Source organism: Streptomyces sp. PA03-3a, assembly GCF_033792735.1.
GTDB lineage: Bacteria > Actinomycetota > Actinomycetes > Streptomycetales > Streptomycetaceae > Actinacidiphila.
This window is the reverse complement of the sequence record NZ_JARAVM010000049.1, coordinates 24,677-44,823: the sequence shown is the minus strand read 5'-3', so window position 1 is coordinate 44,823 and position 20,147 is coordinate 24,677. Positions and strand designations below refer to the sequence as shown.

Annotated in this window: 13 protein-coding genes; 5 read left to right on the top strand and 8 right to left on the bottom strand. The window is 71.2% G+C overall.

Features of this window, described 5'->3' with window-relative positions; genetic code table 11:
• Nucleotides 1–354: 354 nt before the first annotated feature.
• The 4 genes from PV342_RS36895 (at nucleotide 355) to PV342_RS36880 (ending at nucleotide 7,864) form a co-directional block, all read left to right on the top strand.
• Nucleotides 355–1,707, top strand: coding sequence for a hypothetical protein (locus PV342_RS36895; protein WP_500320518.1), 1,353 nt, complete (start codon nucleotides 355–357; stop codon nucleotides 1,705–1,707).
• A 69-nt stretch (nucleotides 1,708–1,776) separates the two neighbouring features.
• Entirely contained in the window at nucleotides 1,777–4,905 is a 3,129-nt protein-coding gene (locus PV342_RS36890) for a helicase-related protein (RefSeq protein ID WP_500320516.1), read from the top strand.
• Between the two features lie 14 nt (nucleotides 4,906–4,919).
• Nucleotides 4,920–6,755 (top strand): DrmB family protein, encoded by a 1,836-nt coding sequence (gene drmB, locus PV342_RS36885; protein WP_500320514.1) that lies wholly within the window; start codon nucleotides 4,920–4,922, stop codon nucleotides 6,753–6,755.
• Nucleotides 6,752–7,864: a DEAD/DEAH box helicase gene (locus tag PV342_RS36880; RefSeq protein WP_500320512.1), complete on the top strand. Its 1,113-nt coding sequence runs from the start codon at nucleotides 6,752–6,754 to the stop codon at nucleotides 7,862–7,864. Before drmB ends, PV342_RS36880 begins: the two co-directional genes overlap by 4 nt.
• 91 nt (nucleotides 7,865–7,955) lie before the next feature.
• On the opposite strand, the gene PV342_RS36875 is transcribed toward PV342_RS36880, so the two are convergent.
• The 8 genes from PV342_RS36875 to PV342_RS36840 form a co-directional block, all read right to left on the bottom strand.
• Nucleotides 7,956–10,742, bottom strand: coding sequence for a DUF5682 family protein (locus tag PV342_RS36875; RefSeq protein WP_500320510.1), 2,787 nt, complete (start codon nucleotides 10,740–10,742; stop codon nucleotides 7,956–7,958).
• Nucleotides 10,739–11,857 carry an ATP-binding protein gene (locus tag PV342_RS36870; protein WP_500320508.1) on the bottom strand — a complete coding sequence of 373 codons (1,119 nt, stop codon included), beginning with the start codon at nucleotides 11,855–11,857 and terminating at the stop codon, nucleotides 10,739–10,741. Before PV342_RS36870 ends, PV342_RS36875 begins: the two co-directional genes overlap by 4 nt.
• An 80-nt stretch (nucleotides 11,858–11,937) precedes the next feature.
• Complete coding sequence (locus tag PV342_RS36865; RefSeq protein ID WP_500320506.1) at nucleotides 11,938–13,389, bottom strand: VWA domain-containing protein; 1,452 nt, start codon at nucleotides 13,387–13,389, stop codon at nucleotides 11,938–11,940.
• Nucleotides 13,386–14,804, bottom strand: a complete 1,419-nt coding sequence (locus PV342_RS36860) for a hypothetical protein (RefSeq protein WP_400807937.1) — start codon at nucleotides 14,802–14,804, stop codon at nucleotides 13,386–13,388. Before PV342_RS36860 ends, PV342_RS36865 begins: the two co-directional genes overlap by 4 nt.
• A complete protein-coding gene (locus tag PV342_RS36855) occupies nucleotides 14,774–15,244 on the bottom strand; it encodes a hypothetical protein (protein WP_386998005.1) in 471 nt (156 codons plus the stop codon). Before PV342_RS36855 ends, PV342_RS36860 begins: the two co-directional genes overlap by 31 nt.
• Nucleotides 15,245–15,812: 568 nt before the next feature.
• Nucleotides 15,813–16,916, bottom strand: coding sequence for an AAA family ATPase (locus tag PV342_RS36850; RefSeq protein ID WP_500320505.1), 1,104 nt, complete (start codon nucleotides 16,914–16,916; stop codon nucleotides 15,813–15,815).
• Nucleotides 16,913–17,572 (bottom strand): nicotinamide riboside transporter PnuC, encoded by a 660-nt coding sequence (pnuC, locus tag PV342_RS36845; protein WP_500320503.1) that lies wholly within the window; start codon nucleotides 17,570–17,572, stop codon nucleotides 16,913–16,915. The genes PV342_RS36850 and pnuC overlap by 4 nt, the downstream gene beginning before the upstream one ends.
• Nucleotides 17,573–17,757: 185 nt before the next feature.
• On the bottom strand, nucleotides 17,758–18,681 hold the full coding sequence (locus PV342_RS36840; protein WP_500320502.1) for a cupin domain-containing protein: 924 nt from the start codon (nucleotides 18,679–18,681) through the stop codon (nucleotides 17,758–17,760).
• Nucleotides 18,682–18,754: 73 nt separating this feature from the next.
• Between PV342_RS36840 and PV342_RS36835 the strand changes: the two genes are divergently transcribed.
• A complete protein-coding gene (locus tag PV342_RS36835; RefSeq protein WP_500320500.1) occupies nucleotides 18,755–20,140 on the top strand; it encodes an FAD-dependent oxidoreductase in 1,386 nt (461 codons plus the stop codon).
• Nucleotides 20,141–20,147 lie beyond the last annotated feature (7 nt).

Here is a 20,147-nt window from a genome sequence, read left to right as displayed (position 1 = left end):
CTGGCTGCACACCTACAATCACCACCGCGGACACACCGCGCTGAAGGGCCAACCACCCGCCAGCCGCGTTCCTAACCTCACGGGGCAATACACCTAGGCATGATCTGGGAGACCCCTGAACGCGTCGTGCCACGTAAGCCTCGCCGCGGGGCCGCGGCGAGGGCCGTGAGGCGCGAGATCGTCCTCACCCAACCGGCCGGGGTCGCCGCTCCGTCTTCGGAGCCGGCCGCCGCGCAGAGAACTGCCGAGCTCGTCACGGAGGTGGACCCGGCCGCAGATGTCGCCCCGGCCGACGACGTTGTGCCGCACCGGCCGGAGCCATTGCCGTCACCCTCTGAGTTTGAGAATTCGGGTATGGAACCGACGGACCCGCCGCCCACGGTCCGGCACGAGGAGGCCACGTTGGTGTCGGGAGACTTTGCGCAGGATTCCGTACCGTCCCCGCCACCGGCCGAAGACCACGGAGTCGGCGGATCCGAACTGTCGCACGCCCGGCACCTGACCGGCAGATGGGATGAGGCCGTCAACCTGTCGGCGACTCTCGACCGGAGTGTGCGGTGGTCCGCTCAGTATGTTCACATGGCCCTCGGTCACACGTTCTTGGCCGAGCTACTCGGTCCCCGAGCCGCTCTAACCGTCGCCGAAGTGGCAGACGGCCTTCGACTGGCCGACCGTCCTGTCGTTCAAGCGCTCGATGCGCTCGTCACCGTACTGGACGCCCTCAAGGGACAGCGGCTGCGTCCGGAGGACTTCTTCGGCTCCGCGTCCGCAGTCCTGCTCGGTGAGTCGCCTCGTCGCTATCTGTCACGAAACCCGTTGGTCAAGCCAGAGGCGCGTCTCGCCTTGGCACAGGCGCTCAAGAAGTTCCTCTCGACCAGCGTGATGGATGCGGGGTCGGTGGCCATCACTGTGACGCAGGACGATTCCGAAGACACGGCGAGTGACCCGACCCAGGCGACAAGCAAGGAATCGGACACGCCCTTCATAGCACCCTCTGTAGACAACGCCCCAGCGGCGGAGCACGCTCCGGCCACCGAGCTGGAACACCGTGTCCGGGAGCGGGAAGCCGAGGTCGCGGACCGGAACGCATGGGCAGGGGTGGAGGAACGCTCCCGGGCGGGAGCGGAGGCCCAGGAGCAGTCGGCCGAGGCCGCCCGACGCATCGCGGAGTTGGAGTCCGCGCTCGTGCAACGAGTCTCAGCGGCCAGGGCTGAAGAGCGTAATCGCGCCAGGGCCGAGGCCGCGCAGCAAGTCGATGCGATGCGCCGTGATGCCGAACGGCTCGTGCGCGAGGCACATGAGGCGGCCGATGAACGAGTGCACGAGGCTGAGGCCGCGGCCACCCGTGCCGCATCCGAGAGCGCGCAGCGCGAGCTGCAACGCGTGCAGGAGGAATGCGAGCTCCGGATGCGAAGTGCCGCCGAGGCGTCGGACGGGAGGACGAGGGCTCTGGAAGAACGGCTGCGGCAGGCCGAGGCGGCGCTCGTCGAGCGGACGGAGGCCGTACACGCAGTGGAACACATGGCGGCGCAACGCGTCGCGGCCGTCGAGCGGTGGGCCGAGCAGCGTGTCGCCGAAGTGCAGCGAGCCGCGAACGCCCGCATCGCGGAACTCGAACGGCACCTCCCGCACCTTCGCCCCGCCGTCCCGGCACCACCTGCCGAACCGCGGGGCGCGGACCCGCGCCACTGGTGGCAGCGCCGCTGACACACCGGGCCGCCCACGCCCCAGCGGCGGATCGGCCCTTTCGAAGACGACGATGTGGAGAACCGAGAAGTGACCCCGCGCGACGAACTCGTCGGCTACCTGCGCCGCCAACTGGTCGGTCCCGCTCAGGGCGACGAGGAGGTGCTCGACGCACCGCCCGACCGGCAGTACCTGATGGGAACGCTCTACCCCCAGGACGCCGATCTTCAGCGACGCCTTACCGAGAACGCCGAGGAACTGGAGGGCCTCGGCACCGAGGGAGAGGCCGAGGACACCGCACCTGCCGCGGACCCCATACCCGAGTCCAACGCGTGGTTGCCGTCGTCACTCGGCCTCAGCTTCTACACCGACGCCTCGGCCGTCGAGGTGACCTGTGGCGCCGCGCGCTACGAGACGCTGCAGGGCGAGCGCGGCCGGCGCTGGCGGCGTGTCCCCCTTCCCGAGGAGACCGTCAGGCTCGGAAGCGGCGAGGACCGGAAGACGGTGCTCGACGGACGGGCCGAGATCCGTCTGCGCCGCCGTCGCTTCGGCTCCGGCAACCTGGTCACCGTCGCGCTGGTCAACACGGCACACACCGGCCGTGTCGCGTCCGTCAACGCCGGAGGTGGTCGGCCGACGCAGTGGGACCGGATGTTGTTCCAGGTGGGGCTCGAGGCGCGTCCCGTGGGCGGCGAGATCCGGCCCTATCCGAGTGTGCGCCTGACCAGCCGGGACCCGGAGGAGCAAGAGCTCCGACTGCAGTACCGCCATGTCGTCACTCATGCCGTCGGCCACGGCTGCGCGGTGGTCGAGGTCCGCGACGGCGACCGACTCGTCGGGGCCAGGGCGTCGGTCATGCCCGAGTCGGAAGTACCCGCGACCAAGGCGTCAGGCCCGGTGGGACTCCCGGTTCTGCGCGTGCTCCACCTCGCCGACCCCGATCTGCCGCGGGATCGGCTGCGCGAGGAATTGCTCGACTTCGCTGCCGGATACCGCAAGTGGTACGAGGCGCAGCGTCGTGTCGCCGTTCCCGCCTGGGGGCGCGACGCCGCAGACCGCGTCCTGGCGCGCATCGAAGCCGTCGTGAACCGGATCGAGTCCGGTGTGCGCACGCTCTGTGATCAGGACCGTCCGGAGCTGCTCGCCGCGTTCCGGACCGCCAACCTGGCCATGGCACTCCAGATGCGTCACTCGGCCCGCGACCAGGCCGGCGAACGACGAGCGCGTCGCGACGCGATGTCCACCGAACCCGCCCCGGATCCGGACGCGGCGTGGCGGCCCTTCCAGCTGGCATTCTTCCTGCTGTCGTTGAAGGGCGTCGCTGACCCGGCGCACCCGGACCACGAGGTGGTCGACCTCATCTGGTTCCCCACAGGCGGCGGCAAAACAGAGGCCTACCTCCTGCTCGCCGCGTTCGTGATGGTGCTGCGCCGACGGCAGCCGGACGGTGGGGGCACGGCGGTCCTCAGCCGCTACACCCTCAGCCTGCTGACCACGCAGCAGTTCCAGCGTGCCGCCACTACCGTCTGCGCCCTCGAGAAGCTGCGCCGCGATGACCCCTCTCGTCTCGGCGAGGAGCCGTTCTCCATCGGCCTGTGGGTCGGTATGGCGACGTCCCCGAACACCTACGACGAGGCGCACAAGAAGTTCGGCGAGGTCCGGGACGCGGCGAAGCCGGACGACGTGTTCATCCTCGACCGCTGCCCGTGGTGCGGGACGCGGATACTGCCGAGCCACAAGTCACCCGACATCGGGGACTACGGGGTGCGCGCGGAGACCGACTCGTTCACCTTCTACTGTCCGCGCGACGAGTGCCTGTTCCACGACGAGCTGCCCGTGTCGGTCGTCGACGAGCACCTCTACGACCGCCCGCCCACTTTCGTCCTGGGCACGGTCGACAAGTTCGCCCGTCTCGCCTGGGAGGCGCGGGCCGGGAGGCTGTTCGGAAGCGCGGGGGGCCACCGGCCGCCGTCGCTGGTCATCCAGGACGAGCTGCATCTGCTCACCGGGCCTCTGGGCACAACGGTGGGCCTGTACGAGTCGGCGGTCCTCGGCCTGTGCACCCGGGCCGGCGTCGGCCCCAAGGTGGTCGCCTCCACTGCGACGATTCGGCGCTCCGGCGAGCAGGTGCGCGGGTTGTACGGACGTGACGTCCAACTGTTCCCGCCCGCCGGCCTCGACGCCCGCCACTCGTATTTCGCGGAGCCGGACACCTCCCGCCCAGGGCGTCGTTACGTCGGTGTGATGGCACAGGGCCACACAGCCGGTCGCGCCTCCGTCGCCACCGCGGCTGCGATGCTGCAGGCGGCCTTCGAACTGCCGGAGGAGAGCCGGGACGCGTACTGGACGCTGGTCGCCTACCACCACAGCCTGCGCGAGCTGGGCCGTACGGTCACGGCCGCGGCCGACGACATCCCGGCGCAGCTCGCCGGTCTCGACAGCGGGCGCGGCACCCGCGAGTTGCCCGACCAGCAGGTGCAGGAACTCACGAGCAACCTGCCCCGCGCCGAGCAGCCCTTGCTCCTCGACCGCCTGGAAAAGCCGTACGACGCCTCCGACGCCGTGTCGTTCCTGCCCTGCACCAACATGCTGTCGGTGGGTGTCGACGTCAAACGGCTGGCGCTGATGCTGATGCTGGGGCAGCCGAAGACGACGGCCGAGTACATCCAGGCGACGAGCCGTGTCGGCCGCCACTCGGTGCCGGGTCTGGTCGTGACCTTCTTCAATGCCACGCGCGCCAGGGACCGTTCGCACTACGAGACGTTCGACGCCTATCACGGGTCGCTGTACCGGCATGTCGAGCCGACAAGCGTCACCCCGTGGTCCGCCCCGTCGCGTCGCCGCGCGCTGCACGCGGCTCTGGTCATCCTCGCACGCCACGGCCTCGGGCTGTCCGCCGAGAACCAGGCGGGGGACATCCTCGACCGGTTGCCGGCTGCCGCCGCCATCGCCGAGGAGCTCTCCGACCGCGCCTCGGCCGGCGACCCACGGGTGGCGGAGGCCGTACGGGACGAGCTGGACGCACTGCTGGGCCAATGGCAGCAGCACGCTCTCGACGCCCGCAAGGAGGGCAGGGAGCTGTACTACCGCAGTCAGGGCAAGGGACAGATGAATCTGCTGAAGAACTTCGAGCAGCACGGCGGTCTGTGGGAGACCCCGCATTCGATGCGGAACGTGGACCGCGAGTGCCAGGTGACGGTGAAGGGAGCTGACCTGTGAGCAGGCGACTGCGCGTGCGCCAGGCCCAGACGGTTCTTCCTTTCGGTGTCGGCGCCGTGTTCGACATCCAGGGCGAGTCGTTCGTGGCGACGGGTATCGGCGACTGGCCGAGGAAGCGCCAGAAGATCGAATCGCCCCGGCTGGCATCGCAGCTCCGAGTGAGTGGCTTCTACGCGGCACCGCCCGCGCCCGACGACCGGTTCGACTTCCAGGACGCCCCGGGGGCCCCTTACATCCGCTTTCCGGCCTGGTTGTTCTGCGGGGCGTGCCGCCGGATGATCCGCTGGCGCGTCGCGGACGAGAAGCCGGGCACGCCTCCACGCTGCCGCAGCTGCTCTCCCGTACGGCAGCTGGTTCCGATGCGGTTCGTTCAGATCTGTGCGAGTGGACATCTGGGGGACGTCGACTGGTGGTTCTGGGCTCATTCCCGCCGCGATGCGACCGAACGGCGCGCCTGTACTTCCCGTGACCAGTTGCGGTTCAAGGTCTCCGAGCGTGCCACAGGACTCGAGGCCCTGTCGGTCGAGTGCACGGCCAAGGGTTGCGGCGCCACGCGCGACCTCCTGGACGTACTGGGCACGCACGGGCTCCGCTGCTCCGGGCGCAATCCGTGGCAGCGGCGAGTCGAAGCCACGGACTGCACGAAGCCCGTACAGATCGTCCAACGGACGGCCGGAAACCTGTACTACCCCGTCGTCAGCTCCGCGCTCGACATTCCCCAAACGAACGTCCCGGCAGGCCTGGCGGATGACACTCTTGCCGAGCGGGTCCGCAACCACGACATGTGGATCCCTTTGTGCCGTGTCCCCGCAGGACCCGCAGCAGACGTCCTACGCGACATGATCAAGACCGAGTCCGGTGCGGACGACGCTCTCCTGGATGCGCTGATCACGGAGGAGACAGGCGCCCCTGCGCCTGTCGCGGTCGGTTCCTCCGGCGTCGCACCCGAGGAACCGGCGGATCCGGACCTGAGCCGGGAGGAATGGGCCGCCTTCATGGCACCCCCACCCCCGGCCACAGCGGACTTCGCCATCCGCGAGACGGACCTCGGGCTAAGGCAGGACGAGCCCGAGCCGTGGGCCGGACTGCGACGGCGCGTCGGCAGAGTCGTCCTGGCGGATCGGCTGCGGGAGGTCCGGGCGCTCCAAGGCTTCCGGCGGGTCTCCCCCACCTCGACGTTCGTGCCGGCGGACACCGCACGGCGATTGCGCTGGCTGCCGGCGGTCGAGGTGTTCGGCGAGGGTGTGTTCCTGACCCTGGACGGGAACGCTTTGCGCGAGTGGGAACAGGACGAGCGCGTGGTCGCACGGGTGGTGGGCATGCGCGAGGACCTCGAGCGCTCGTTCCAGGCCGACCGCCTGACGCGGGTGACGGGCGAACAGCTCTCCCCGCGATTCGTCCTTCTGCATACCCTGGCCCATCTATTGATCCGTCAGTTGTCATTCGAGTCCGGCTACTCGACGGCAAGCCTTCGGGAGCGGGTCTACGGCCGACCGGAGAGCGGCCAGTACGGCGTCCTCGTCTACACCGCCGCCGGGGATGCGGAGGGCACCCTCGGTGGGCTCGTGCAGCAGGGCGAGGCGCCCCGTCTGGCGGAGACCTTGCTGCGGATGGCGGAGGCCTCGGCGTGGTGTTCGGCCGACCCTCTGTGCGCGGAGCACACCGGGCAGGGCTTCGACAACCTCAACCGGGCCGCGTGCCACGCCTGCGCCCTGCTGCCCGAGACGAGTTGCGAAACGGGTAACACCCTGCTTGACCGCGCACTCGTGGTGGGTGGCGAACACGTGCCCGGATACTTCGAGCCGATCGTCGCGGAGGCTCGTTCGGCCGCCGCGGCCGCGATGGAGTGACCGCGTTGACGATCATCACATACTTGGACCTCACCGCCGACCAGCGGGCCTCGCTCGAGGGGCTGCCCTTCGACGGCAACCATATCGTCAGCGGGCCTCCCGGCAGTGGGAAGAGTGTGCTGGCCGCACAGCGTGCCGTCATGCTCGCCCTCACGGGGCGACCCACTGTGCTACTGACCCGCTCCAATCTCCTGAGGCAGTCGATCAGCCCTCTCGTCTCCGCTCTCGGCCCCGCTACGGACGGCGTCGACGTGGCGACCGCTCACTCTTGGCTGGCCCAGTGGTACCGGCAGCGTGCGGGCCGTGACCCGGAGCGCGGGGAGAACGGCTGGTACGAGTGGAGCACGTTCTACCAGCAGGCCGCGTTGAGTTCGCAGGAGCCCGCACTCTCCGTCGTTGTGGACGAGGGGCAGGATCTGCCGCCCGAGTTCTACCGGTTCTGCCGAGTGCTCGGCGCGCAGGTGACGGTGTACGCGGACGAATGCCAGCGCCTGACCGATTCCCACTCCACGGTTGCGGAGATCGGCGCGGGGCTCGGTGACGGCGCACGCCAGGAGCTGGACGGCAACCACCGCAACACCAGGCAGATCGCGGAACTCGCGGCGCACTTCCACACCGGCCTCGTCCCCCCGCCCCTTCCGGACCGTGAGGGTCCGCCTCCACGGCTGCACGCACTGCCGGGACCGGGCGTCCTCGTCGACCTGGTCATCGGGCTGACCGAACACCAACCCGGCCGCAGCGTCGGCGTCGTCCTGCGCTCCACACGCGACCAGTTCGACCTGCTGGCGCGCCTCGAACGGCGCTCTCCCCGCCTGAAACCGCAGATGTACACGGGCCAGGCGACACAGGGACGCTACCGAAACCTCGACCTCGACCGCGCTGGCATCGTCATTGTGAACCGAGCGAGCGTGAAGGGCCTCGGCTTCGACACCGTCGTGGTGCCCGACACCCACGCGGATGCGGGTAGCGACCCCACGTCAGCCGCTCTGCGCATGGCGTACTACGTCCTGGCCACCCGTGCACGCCACGAACTTCACCTGGCCTACGAGGGCCAAGGCGAACCGCCGCTGGTAGCGGAGACCTCTCGTCACCTGCTGATACGTGGATAGCTCTGAATCGAAAGCTTGGCGAAAGCAGCATGCATAGGTGTGGACCGGCGGCGGAACCTGCCCTAGCTCGCCGGTCCACACGACACCGCGATCACGCCTTGGCCAGCAGGGCCTCCAGTGCCACCGCGGTGTCGGGGTACCGGTCGAGCAGGCCCGCGCCCGCTGGCTCCGGGTCCGCCGTGAGCCAGGGGTCGTCGCAGCCCAGGAGGTGGGCCAGTGCGTCGGTCGTTGCCGGGTGGGCGGTGAGGAGGGTGGCGCCGCGGGCGAATTGCTTGCGGGGCGCCAGGACCGGCGGCGCCAGCTCGGCCTTCCACGGCGGGATCCACGCGTCCAGGGCTGCTAGGCGGCCCGGGAACATACGGCTCGCCTCGCGGATCAGAAGGGGGGTCAACTCCGAACCCCCGGCGCGCAGGCTCGTGATCAGGGTCGGGAGCCACGGCAATAGGACCTGGTCTGGCAGGCGGCCGAACGCCTTCGAGACGGCTTCCACCACGACGTCCGCCAGGCCCGGGACCGGTTCCAGGGCGTGGAGGAGACCGCTGAGGTAGCGCGGGTACGCGGGGACCACCATCGGGTTGGCCAGCAGGTCGTCGCACTTGAACCGCAGCTCCGTGCGGGTCATGGTGCCCAGGTGGACCTGGGCCGCCCACAGCAGGGCCGTCTTCGACGGGTCCTGCGGGTGCGACTGCGCCACCGCCAGTTCCAGCTGGTTACGGTCGCAGCCCAGGGACAGCGCCAGGGACTCCATGCTGAACAGGAAGCCCAGCATCGCCGCCACCTGGCGCACCGTGGCGTCCTCGTCGGTGAACGCCGTCGGCAGCAGCGTGCAGTAGTGCGCGTATCCCGTCTTGGTGAAGGACTCGATCCACGACGGCAGCGTCGGTTCGCTCGTGCGGTAGTAGGCGAGGAGCCGTCGTACCCGGCGCAGCACCTCTGGTGCGCCGTCCACCGTGCGCTCGGCCGACAGCACCTCCAGCGCGCGGGTGCCCAGCTCGTCGGCGAGGCGGCGGCTGTTCAGGTACAGCGTCGCGTCCTCGACGGCCTCCAGGACCGTCGCCGCGGTGGCCTTCGGGTCGTACGCCCGGCGGCGCAGGCGCTGTTCCAGGACCTGCTCGATGCTGACGCCCTCGTAGCCGAGCTCGATCAGGGCGCGCTGGTGCGTGCCGAGGGCCAGGTCCCAGGACTCCTGGATGGGGCGTTCGCCGAGCTTCTGTTCGCCCATGATGGGGCGGGCGGTGCCCTCGGGCATCAGGCGGCGGAGCATCCACAGCACGTCGGAGCACGGGCCGAGTTCCGGCCTGCCGGCGATGTCGAGCAGGGCGCGCTGCACTCCGCGCTGCTGGAGCTTGAGGTTCAGGGGTGCGAGGCGGTCGTGGACGTCGCGGGCAAGGGGCGGCAGGGCGTCGTAGCCGACCTGGCCGATCCGGTCGCCGCCCATCATGATCTCGACGATCCGGCGCACGTCGCGCCGACCGGGCACCGCGTCCTTCTCGATGCACGTGACCGCCGCGTCCTGGAAATCGTACGGCGTGGGCTTGGCCCGGTCCCGCATCCCCGCCAGCAGGATCGACGTCTCGAACACGGCGATCGCGTCGGCCGTCGAGGCGAGGTAGCCGTTGCGCCGGGCGGCGCGCACGATGTCCACCGACCAGCCGAGCAGTTCAGCCTCGTCCAGCTGGTCCAGGACCGGCGGGCGCTGCAGGAAGCCGGTCAGCTGGTCGGCCGCCACAGCCTGAGGGGCGGGTGGCAAGGTTTTGGCGGGCGTTGTCTTCTTCGCGCCCGCCTGGCCCGTCAGGCGGTACGGCTTGACCCGCGTCCGCTTGAGGTTCTTCGTCCACTGCGTCGCCGCGATCGACACCGAGCCCGCGGCCAGGCCGAACTGCGCCTCTATCGCCGCGTGGCTGGACGGGATAAGGCCGTGCAGCCACTTGGTGGCGCTGCGCGGGCTGATCTCGAACGTATCGGTGCCCTCCACGCCGAACTCGGCGACCCGGCTCGCGGCGTGGAAGGCGCCGCAGACGTAGACGCAGTCCGCCGGGTCGGTGCCGGTGGCTGCCAGGTGCTCGCGCATCCGGGTCCACATGTGGCGCTCGCGGTCCTCGTCCACGCGCACCCGGTGCGGGTCGCCAGGTGCGAGGCGCCGGAAGAGGCTGCCGATGAGGAACATGACCTGGCGGTACGTGTCGTGGTCGGCGTCGCCGAGCGGCAGCTCGACGTACTGGTGCCACCACTCCGACCAGTGCCGCACCCGGCCGTGGCGGAGCAGGTGCTCCTCCAGTTCGGCGAAGCGCGGCCGCAGGTCGCCGATCTCCACGCCGACCGCGTCGCCGTGCAGCGCGGCCTCCTCCTCGGCGGGCGGCGCGTCCGGGTCGTCCGGCGCGTCGGTCCGCTCGGCGCGGGCGTCCCACTGGAAGACGTGGTCGGACGAGCGGTCGACCAGGACGAGTTCCACGCCCGGGGTGTCCAGCGCGTAGGCGATGGCCTGGTACTCCGCCGAGGCCTCGGTGATCGGGGCGACCACCGACAGCGGCGCCCAGTCAGCGGGAAAGCCGTCGACTTCGCCCGCGTACGCCTGGACGGCCACCGGCAGCCGGCAGTTGCGCAGCTCGGTGAGCAGCGGCGTCATGTCCTCGCACAGCTCCAGGTACACGACCTTCGGCTGCTTCTCCCGCAGGCGGCGCGCCATGGCGACCGCCGAGGCGGGCGAGTGGTGGCAGACCGGGAAGACCTCCAGCGGCTCGCGCACCGCGCGGTCGACGTCGTCGACCATGCCGAGCAGGATGCCCTCCAGAGCGTCGGGCCCGTCGGCGAACGTCGTGGCCGCTTCGCGGAGCTGGCTGCGCAGCGCCTCGAAGGTGCCCTCGTGGGTGCCGCTCATGACAGGGTGGCGATCGCGTCGCGGCCGCCCTCCAGGAACTCGGGCCAGGCGCCGCCCTCGTCCTTGCTGCGCGGCTCGACGACGCCGTGCAGGTACTTGTTGAGGATCGCCAGGTCCTCGGGCTCGCGCCGGGCCAGCGAGCCGACGAGCGAGGACGCCAGAGTGCGGGCTGTCAGGGCACGCTCGCCGAAGAAGTTGCTGTGCAGGATGGAGTCCTCCAGCACGCCGATCTGCTCGGCGGTGGACAGCGCGGACTCCAGCTTCTCGTCGTCGCTGCCAGCGGCGGCCGCTGAGGCGCGCAGGTCGGCGAAGCTCTGCAGCAGCACGTCGAGGAGGGTCGGCGGTACGTCCAGCTCTATCTGGTGGCGGCGCAGCAGTTCCTCGGTGCGGAAGCGGACGATCTCCGCCTCGCTCTTCTTGTTCGTCACGACGGGGATGCGGACGAAGTTGAAGCGGCGCTTGAGTGCGGAAGACAGGTCGTTGACCCCTCGGTCGCGGCTGTTGGCGGTGGCGATGATGGAGAAGCCGGGCTTGGCGAAGACGATGTTGTCGCTGTCGCCGTCCAGTTCGGGGACGGAGATGTACTTCTCGGAGAGGATGGAGATCAGCGCGTCCTGGACGTCGCTGGTGGAGCGGGTGAGCTCCTCGAAGCGGCCGATCGCGCCGGTCTCCATCGCGGTCATGATCGGCGAGGGGATCATCGACTCCCGCGACTGGCCCTTGGCGATGACCATGGACACGTTCCAGGAGTACTTGATGTGGTCCTCGGTGGTGCCGGCGGTGCCCTGGACGACGAGCGTGGAGTTGCGGGAGATTGCGGCGGACAGCAGCTCGGCCAGCCAGCTCTTGCCCGTGCCGGGGTCGCCGATCAGGAGCAGGCCGCGGTCGGAGGCGAGGGTGACGATGGAGCGCTCGACGAAGCTGCGGTCGCCGAACCACTTCTGCGAGATCTCGCGGTCCAGGCCGTCGGAGGGCTCGGAGCCCAGGATGAACAGCCGCACCATCTTGGGCGACAGTCGCCAGGAGAAGGGCTTGGGGTGGTCGTCGACCGACTCCAGCCAGTCGAGTTCCTCGGCGTACTTGGTCTCGGCGGGGGCGCGCAACAGGTCGGACATGAGGGGCCTTTCGGGCGTGGTGGGGTTGCTGCTCTGGTTGCCTGGTGTTGTCTTGCGGTGCCTTGGACTGCCTGGGGCGCTCAGGCGAGGAACGTCTTCAGCTCGTTGACGAGCTTGCGTATGTGGCCGGAGATCACCGGCGTGCCGAGATCCTTGAAGCGCTCCCGGAACCACGGGTTGACGCTGCCGCGGCCGGAACTGGTCACCGACCCGACCGGGATGAACTTGACACCCGAGCGGTGGAGGGCGGCCATGCTCTCGAACAGCGGCTCGGTCCGCCATTCGTAGAAGTCGGAGATCCACACCACGACGGTGTTGCGGGGCTCGGCGACCTTCGGCTGCGCGAGCGCCATGGCGACGGTGCCGTCCGTGCCGCCGCCGAGCTTGGTGCGCAGCAGCGTCTCGAAGGGGTCGTGGACCCAGGGCGTGAGGTCGAGCGCCTGCGTGTCATAGGCGATCAGGTGGACGTCCACCTTGGGCAGCCCCGCGAAGATCGAGGCGAGGATGGTGCAGTTCACCATGGAGTCGACCATCGAGCCCGACTGGTCCACGACGACGATCAGGCGCTGGGGCGTCGTCTTGCGCGCGGTGTGCCGGTAGTAGAGGCGGTCGACGTACAGCCGCTGTTCCTCCGGGCTCCAGTTGGTGAGGTTCTTCCAGATGGTGCGGTCGAGGTCGAGGTTGCGGAACACCCGCTTGGGCGGGATCGAGCGGTCGACCGCGCCGACCGTGGCCTTCTCGACCTGCGTGCGGAGCACTTCGGCGACCTCGTCGACGAAGCGCCGGATCAGGGACTTGGCGTTGGCCAGGGCGACGCCCGAGAGGTTGTTCTTGTCCCGCAGGAGCTGCTCGATCAGGGACATGCTCGGGGTCAGCTGCGAGGCGAGCTTGGGGTCGGCAAGCACTTCACGCAGGTGCATCCGCTTGACGAGGTCGGCCTCGATCGAGCCGAGTTCGGGGCCGATCGCCGGGATCAGCCGGCTGAGGTCGGGCGTGGTGCCCCCGATGCCCGTGCCGGTCGGGCTGACGCCGGGTCCTGCCGTACGTCCCCCGGCGCGGCCGCCGCGCAGCTCGCCGGGGCGGCAGCCCAGCGCGCGTTCCAGCCAGCCGGCGTCGGACTGCCACCGCGCCAGCTGCCCGGCGGTGACGGTGCCGGAGCCGGACGCGAAGACGTTGAGCAGGACCTTCGACACCAGCGCGGCGCGGCGGACTTCGGCGGCGCGGTCGCGTGCGCCGTCCTCGGGTTCGGGTTCGGGCGCCATCAGGCCGTCGAACTCTGCGGCCAGATCCGGGTGGCGCTGCACGATGGAGTCGACCGAGGCCTGCGGGTCCAGCAGCGCGGGCGGCAGCCCGATGTCCTCGACGACGGCGAGGCTCGCCGACTCCAGGGTGGCCTGCTCCTCGGGGTCGAAGAGCCGGGCGAGCAGGCGCCAGTACAGGACCTGGCGGCGGTTGTCGTGGGGGTCGGCGGCGGGAGGCCCGTCGCTGCCCTCGATGTCCCCGGTGATCTGGTCGGTGGTCTGTTCGGTCACTTCCGCAGCAGCCTTCCCGCGCGCTCCCGCAGAACGGCCACCGCGTCGGTGGCGGCCTTCTCGGCCTTGACCCCGTTCTTGTCAGTCGTCCCGCCCGCCCATTCCCCGGCGTGGACGGTGACGGCCTTCTTCCGCACCGTCGTCTCGACGGCCAGCGGCTGGACCCGGTACGTGCCGTCGTCCCAGCGCAGCAGCGCGATGCAGGCGCCCGACGCCGCGATCGCCTCGGGGGTGAGCGGCCCGGCGGCCGGGACGCGGTCGGTGTCGACGGCGAGGGTCTGTCCGGCGGCGGTGAACGTCACCTCGCCGTCGTCGGTCGCGGCGGCGTAGCCCTCCAGGAAGACCGGTACGGCGACGCGCGCCGGGTGGCGGTCCAGGGGTGCGACGACCGGGTCCGCGGCGGTGGGCAGCGCCACGCGGGCGGTGGCGAAGGCGTCGGCGGGTTCGCCGGCGTGCGCCTGCGCGTCGTTCCACAGCAGGTCGCCCTCGGCGGTGACCGGCATGCCGGTGAGGTCCATGGAGCGGCCATCGCTGACGGCCGCCAGCAGCGACATGTGCGGGCGGAGCAGCTGCCACAGTCCGGCGCCGACGACGGTGTCCGGCTTGGGCACCGACACGCTGGCGCGCACCAGGCGGGCCGCCATGCCGTCCGCGGGCTCGAACACGGCGTGGACCTGGGCCTGTACGGCGGTGGCGTGCTCCTGCAGGTCGACCCCCAGGGGCAGGAGGCGGCCGGTCGCCGTCCCGGCGGCGGGCGGCCCGCCCGCGCCGGGCAGCGTCAACAGCATCCCGCGCGACCACAGGTCGGCCCAGCGGCGTACGGGGAACCGCTCCATGGTGGCGCCGGGGCACGAGGCGGCGAGTTCGGCGGCGAAGCCGTCGAGGAGGGTGGCCAGGCGGCGCAGCGCCCGGTCGGGCAGCATCGCGGACACGATCTGCGCCGCGCCCGACACCAGGTCGTGGTCGATGCCCTGCCATCCGGAGCGGGCCAGGTCGGACAGCCAGGAGCGGGCGGCGGCCCGCACGTTCGCAGCCTGCGCGCCCTCGGGCTCCGGGACGCTCTCGTCGCCGCCGGGCCGGCCGGTCGCCTCCCGGATCCGCGCCGTCAGCGCGTCGTGGGCGGCTCCGAGCAGCGCGGTGCGGGCGGCGGCGAGGACGACCAGGTGGTCCTCGCTCGCGGCGCCGGCCGCCGCCTTCTCGGCCGCCTCGGCGACCCGCGCGGCCAGCGGGGTGCCCGCGACGGCGTGGACGAGTTCGGTCAGCCCGGCGGTCTGGGCGGGCTGCGGGCGCAGCAGTCCGCCGACGAGTGTGGCGTCGAAGGCGTCGACGGCCGCCAGGGCCTCGTCCAGCCCGGGGAGGGCTTCCGTGAGCAGGTCAACGCGCATCACGCCACCGCCCTGGTCGGCGGGAACCACTGCATCTCCGGCAGCGGGGCCGTGGTGGGGGCCAGTTCCAGGTAGGCGAGGTGGCGCAGGAACCGGCTGAAGACCGGCGCGGCGGCCTGCTTGTCCCCCGGCGACGGGCGCGCGCTCGTCATGGCGGCCGTGATGCTCTGCGCGTCCGGCTCGCCGCTCGCGCTCTCCGCCTTGACGTAGCGGGAGACGCGCTCGGCGCCGTACTGCAGCACGGCCTCGACGATCAGGGCCCGTATGTGGTTGCAGAAGCCGCCCCGGGCGCCGCCGCAGGGCCGGTTGTTGTTGGTGCTGCAGGTGTAGGCGTAGGTGCCGGCGGCGACCGACGAGACGTAGACCCGCTCGATGTCCGAGCCGCTGGACACCACGCCCTGCAGGCGTCCGTCGGCCAATTCGACGAACGGAACCTTGGCGAGCTTGCGCGGCCGCGCGGGTGCCGTCACCCGGGCCGTGCTCGATTTCTCCCAATCTGACAACACGCCATCTCCTGTGCAGCAGGGGGTATTCCGCGCCACATCGGCGGGACGTCAACGAACATATCCGCGATCACTGACAACGCCGTCCGGCGATCCACAACCGCAGGTCAGGGGCACGTAAGGAGGCTGCCGGGGCGGACACGACGGACCCTGCCGTCCGGCCCGGGCGACAGCCTCGGAGCCGAGGCCGCCGGCGTCGATGTGCCATCGGCGTCGGCGCTCCGCGACGCGGGCGCGGCGGTCTGCGCCGCTCGGCGCGCGGCTGCGGGCGGGCCGCTGGGCGCGGGGCCTCTGGCCGCGCGGGTCGGTGGCGTCTGCCGCCCATGGCCTCGACAACGCGGCGGTCTGCGCCGCTCGGCGCGCGGCTGCGGGCGGACCGCTGGGCGCGGGGCCTCTGGCCGCGCGGGTCGGTGGCGTCCGCCGCCCAAGGGCATCGACGACGCGGCGGGCGGCGCCGAGCGCACGTAGACCGTGCGGCCCTTCCCGCTTCGGTTACGGACCCGCCCGGTGCACGCCGTGCCGGCGGCCGCCCGCGTCACCGCGGCGAGGTCAACCCGCCCCGTTCCGGCAGCGGGGCGGTGAACCCCCAGCCGCGGGCCAGCAGCGCGTCGACGGCCGCCACGGCCTTCCGCAGCCGCTGCTCGTGCGGGCCGGTGAGCACCACGTACGGCAGGCCGCGGCGGTCGAGTTCGGTGCGGAAGCGGCCGGTCATCCAGGAGCGCAGGTGCTCGCCGTCGCGCAGCCCGTCGTCCTCGAACGGCACCCCGGCGTCGTCGGTGAGCAGCCACAGGTGCTGCCTGCCCCGGGCCGCGACGGCCACCACCCGGGGGTTGCGGCCGCCCATGTAGCGCTCGTGCCAGATGGTCGTGGCCATGGCGTCGGTGTCGCAGAACAGGACCGGTGACCCGGTCCGTGCGGCGGCGTCCTCCTCGGCGAGCTGGCGCTCGGCGATGACCTCGAACTCGTCCGAGTCCCAGGTGACTTCGTCGAACGTGGCGTCCGGCCGGGTCTCCAGCAGCCGCGCGTACTTCTCCTCGCTGAAGGTGCGCCCGTACTCGGGCACCCAGCGCGTCGCCTCCCACACCCCGCCGCGCGCCCGGTAGTGCTCCGCGAGGGCGCGGGCCATGGTGGTGGTGCCGGTCGACTCCGCGCCGACGACCACGACGCGGCGGGCCAGGGCCGCCCGTACCGGTGCGGCCAGGTGGTGCCAGCAGGCGACGGGGTCCTGGCGGACGGCGGTGCCGGACACGGGGTGTGCCGTGCGGCGCAGGTCCACCGTCACCGGCACCGCGCCGAAGCGGCGGGCGAGTTCCTGCCCGTACGGCTCCGAGGTGAAGACGGCGTCGACGGGATCCGGGACGGCGGCCTGGAAGATCGCCATGTGGGCGTCCCAGACGGCGGGGTCGGTGTAGTCGACGGGTATGTCGTCCACGGCGCCGACGACGTCGACGCCCGCCTCCGGATGCACCTCGCGCATCCAGGCGACGCGTTCGGCGAGCGGGACGGACTCCACGGCGGAGGCACAGACCAGCACGGTGAGTCTGCGGCACCGCGCGGCGGCGCTGCGGACGAGGTGGTGGTGGCCGGCGTGCGGCGGGTAGAACTTGCCGAGAACCAGCCCGTGGTCGAACTCGCTCACGCCACGACCTCCACCCGGGCGGCCGGGCCGTCCGTACGGGATGCCGCCTCGGCCCGCCAGCCGCGCAGGCCTGCCAGGCACAGCAGCAGGAAGCCGGCGTAGAGGAGCGAGGTGAGGTAGAGGCCCTTGTAGGCGTAGAGCGGGATGTAGACGAGGTCGGCGGCGATCCAGAGGTACCAGGACTCGATCTTCTTCCGGCACTGGCCGTAGGTGGCGGCCAGCGACAGCGCGGTGGTGAGCGCGTCCCAGAAGGGCACGGTGGAGTCGGTGACCCGGTCCAGCAGGACGGCCAGGAGCACCGTGGCGACTGCGGTCGCCGGGGCCAGCACCGCCCAGGTGCGCCGGTCCGTGCGGCTGACGGCGAGCCGTCCGGCGGCCGTTCCCCCGGCGGCCCATGACCACCAGCCGTACACCGCGAGCACCACGTAGACGACCTGCAGGGCGGCGTCGGCGTAGAGCCCGGCGCCGCCGAACAGCAGGATGAAGAAGAGGTTGTTGGCGATGCCGACGGGCCAGTTGGCGATGTGCCGGCGGGCCACGAGCCATACGCAGAGCGCTCCGCTGCCGAATCCGAGGACCTCCACCCAGCTGACGGGGGTGTCCAACAGGGTGAACAGCGGTTGCTGGAGAGGGGCGAGCAAGTCCGCGAGAGCCACGCGGCGACCTCCTGTAAATGTCACCTTGACGATAACGGGGAGGATGCGGCGAGGCAAGGGAATTACCGCGGCGCGGGGCACGGGACGGCCCTCGGGCCTCAGGCCTCAGGCCTCAGGCCTCGGGCCTCGGGCCTCAAGCCCCGGGGCCCGGACCCCGGGCAGCCCGCACGATCACGTCCGACCCGTCACACCCCGCGCGGCGAGCTGTCGCGCCGGAAGCGGGCCGGCGTCGTGCCGAGGTGGGCCCGGAAGGCCCGTGAGAACGCGGACTCGGAGTAGTAGCCGACCTGGCCGGCGACGGACGTGACGGTGGCATCGGTGGTCGTGAGCAGTTCCGCTGCCGCCATCAGCCGCGCCCGGGTGAGGAAGACGCCCACGGTCGTCCCCGTCTCCCGGGTGAAGTGGCGCAGGAAGGTGGCGCGGGACATGGCGGCCGTGCGGCTGAGGCGTTCGATCGTCCAGTCGGCTCCGGGGTCGTCGAGCATGCCTTCGACGGCCGCCGCGATGCGGCCGTCGGCCGCCGCGGTCCACAGCGTGGTCCGTGTGGCGTCGCCCCGCGCGGTGCGCAGCACCATCGCCAGCAGCACGGTGCACAGGGCGGAGAGGATCGCCGCGGTGCCCTCGCCCTCACGTCGCGCCTCACCGCGCATCAGGGCGCTGAGCATGCGCAGCACCTCGTCGCTCTCAGCCGACTGCCCGAAGGAGACGTGCACAGGGTCGGGCAGGCTCGCGAACAGCAGTGCGCCCGTACCGGCGTCGAAGGTGTAGTGCCCGCAGAACAGGTCGATGACGGGCTCCGCGCCGTGCTCGCTGCGCGTGGTCGCGAAGACGTCGCCGGCCGTCTCCGCCGTCCCGACCTGGCGTCCCTCGCCGTCGGTGATCACCCGGTGCGGGGTGCCGCTCGGGATCATCACCACGTCTCCGGGACGCAGGTCGAGCAGGACCGTGCCCACCTGCAGCCGGCAGGTGCCTTCCAGCAGCACGTGGAAGGGCGCCTCCAGCTCGCCGTGAGCCGGCACGTCCATCCTGGTACCGGCTCCGAGCAGGCAGCGCTTGTCGAGGTCGGCCCTGAGCCGGGCCAGACGCAGCAGTCGGCTGACTGAGTCCACGGTGAGACTTTCGGGCAGGACGGTGAGACGCTCGAGTCTATGTGCACCAGTGGCCGGGTCGCAGACTCGACGCATGGAGATCACCACAGCACTCACCGCGGACGTCCTGGTCATCGGCTTCGGCAAGGGAGGCAAGACCGCCGCTCACGCGCTCGCCGAGGCCGGCCGACGCGTGGTCCTGGTCGAGCGGTCCGAGAACATGTACGGCGGGACCTGCCCGAACGTCGGCTGCGTTCCGACGAAGATGCTCGTCCGCTACGCCGGCACCAAGCGCCTGAAGGACGACGCCCAGGAGTTCTTCGCCCACTCGATCGCCGGAGTCCGGGCACTGACCAGCGCCTTCCGCGCCGGCAACTTCGAGGCCCTCAACGGCAGGGACACCGCGACGGTCATCACCGGCACGGCCCGGTTCGTCGATCCGCACACCGTCGCCGTCGGCCAGGGACCGGACGTCATCACCGTCACCGCCCCCACGATCCTGGTCAACACCGGGTCGGAGCCGGTGATCCCGCCGGTCCCCGGCCTCGCGGGCAGTTCCCACCTGGTGTCCAGCACGGAGCTCACCCGCACGCAGAACCTGCCCGAACGTCTCGTGGTCCTGGGAGGCGGATATCTCGGCCTGGAGTTCGCGGGGATCTACCGGCGCTTCGGCAGCGAGGTGACGGTCCTCGAAGCAGCCGACCGGCTCCTGCCGCGGGAGGACGAGGACATCGCCGGGGCCGTCGAGGAGATCCTCACCGGCGACGGCATCCGCGTCGTCACCGGCGCGAACGTCACCGAGGTGCGTGACGGCGGCGCCGTCTCGACCGTCGTCTACGAGAAGGACGGGTGGACCCCCACCGTCGAGGCCTCCGCGCTGCTGCCCGCCACCGGACGCCGTCCCGTCACGGACGGCCTGCGGCTCGACGCCGCCGGCGTCCGCACCGCGCCGAGCGGCGCGATCGTGGTCGACGAGTACCTGCGCAGCAGCCAGCCGCACATCTACGCACTCGGCGACGTCAACGGCGGCGAGCAGTTCACCTACATCTCGCTGGACGACGCACGCATCGTGCTGGACCAGCTCCTGGGTGAGGGCAAGCGCTCCACGGGCGACCGCAGGGCAGTGCCCCACACCTTGTTCATCACTCCCCCGCTCGCCACGGTGGGACTCACCGAGAGCCAGGCACGCGCGCAGGGGCTGGACGTCAAGGTCTCGCGGGAGAAGGTCGCGGACATCGTGGCCATGCCCCGCGCCTACACGGTCGAGGAGACACGCGGCGTCATGAAGTTCATCGTGGACCCGGACACCGATCTGATCCTCGGGGCCGCCCTGCTCAGCATCGACGCGCAGGAGATCATCAACACCGTCGCGCTGGCGATGCGGCACCACATCACGGCCACGCAGCTGCGCGACGCGATCTACACCCACCCGAGCTCGACCGAGGCCCTCAACGAGGTCTTCGACAAGGTCCTGCCCTGACCGGCCC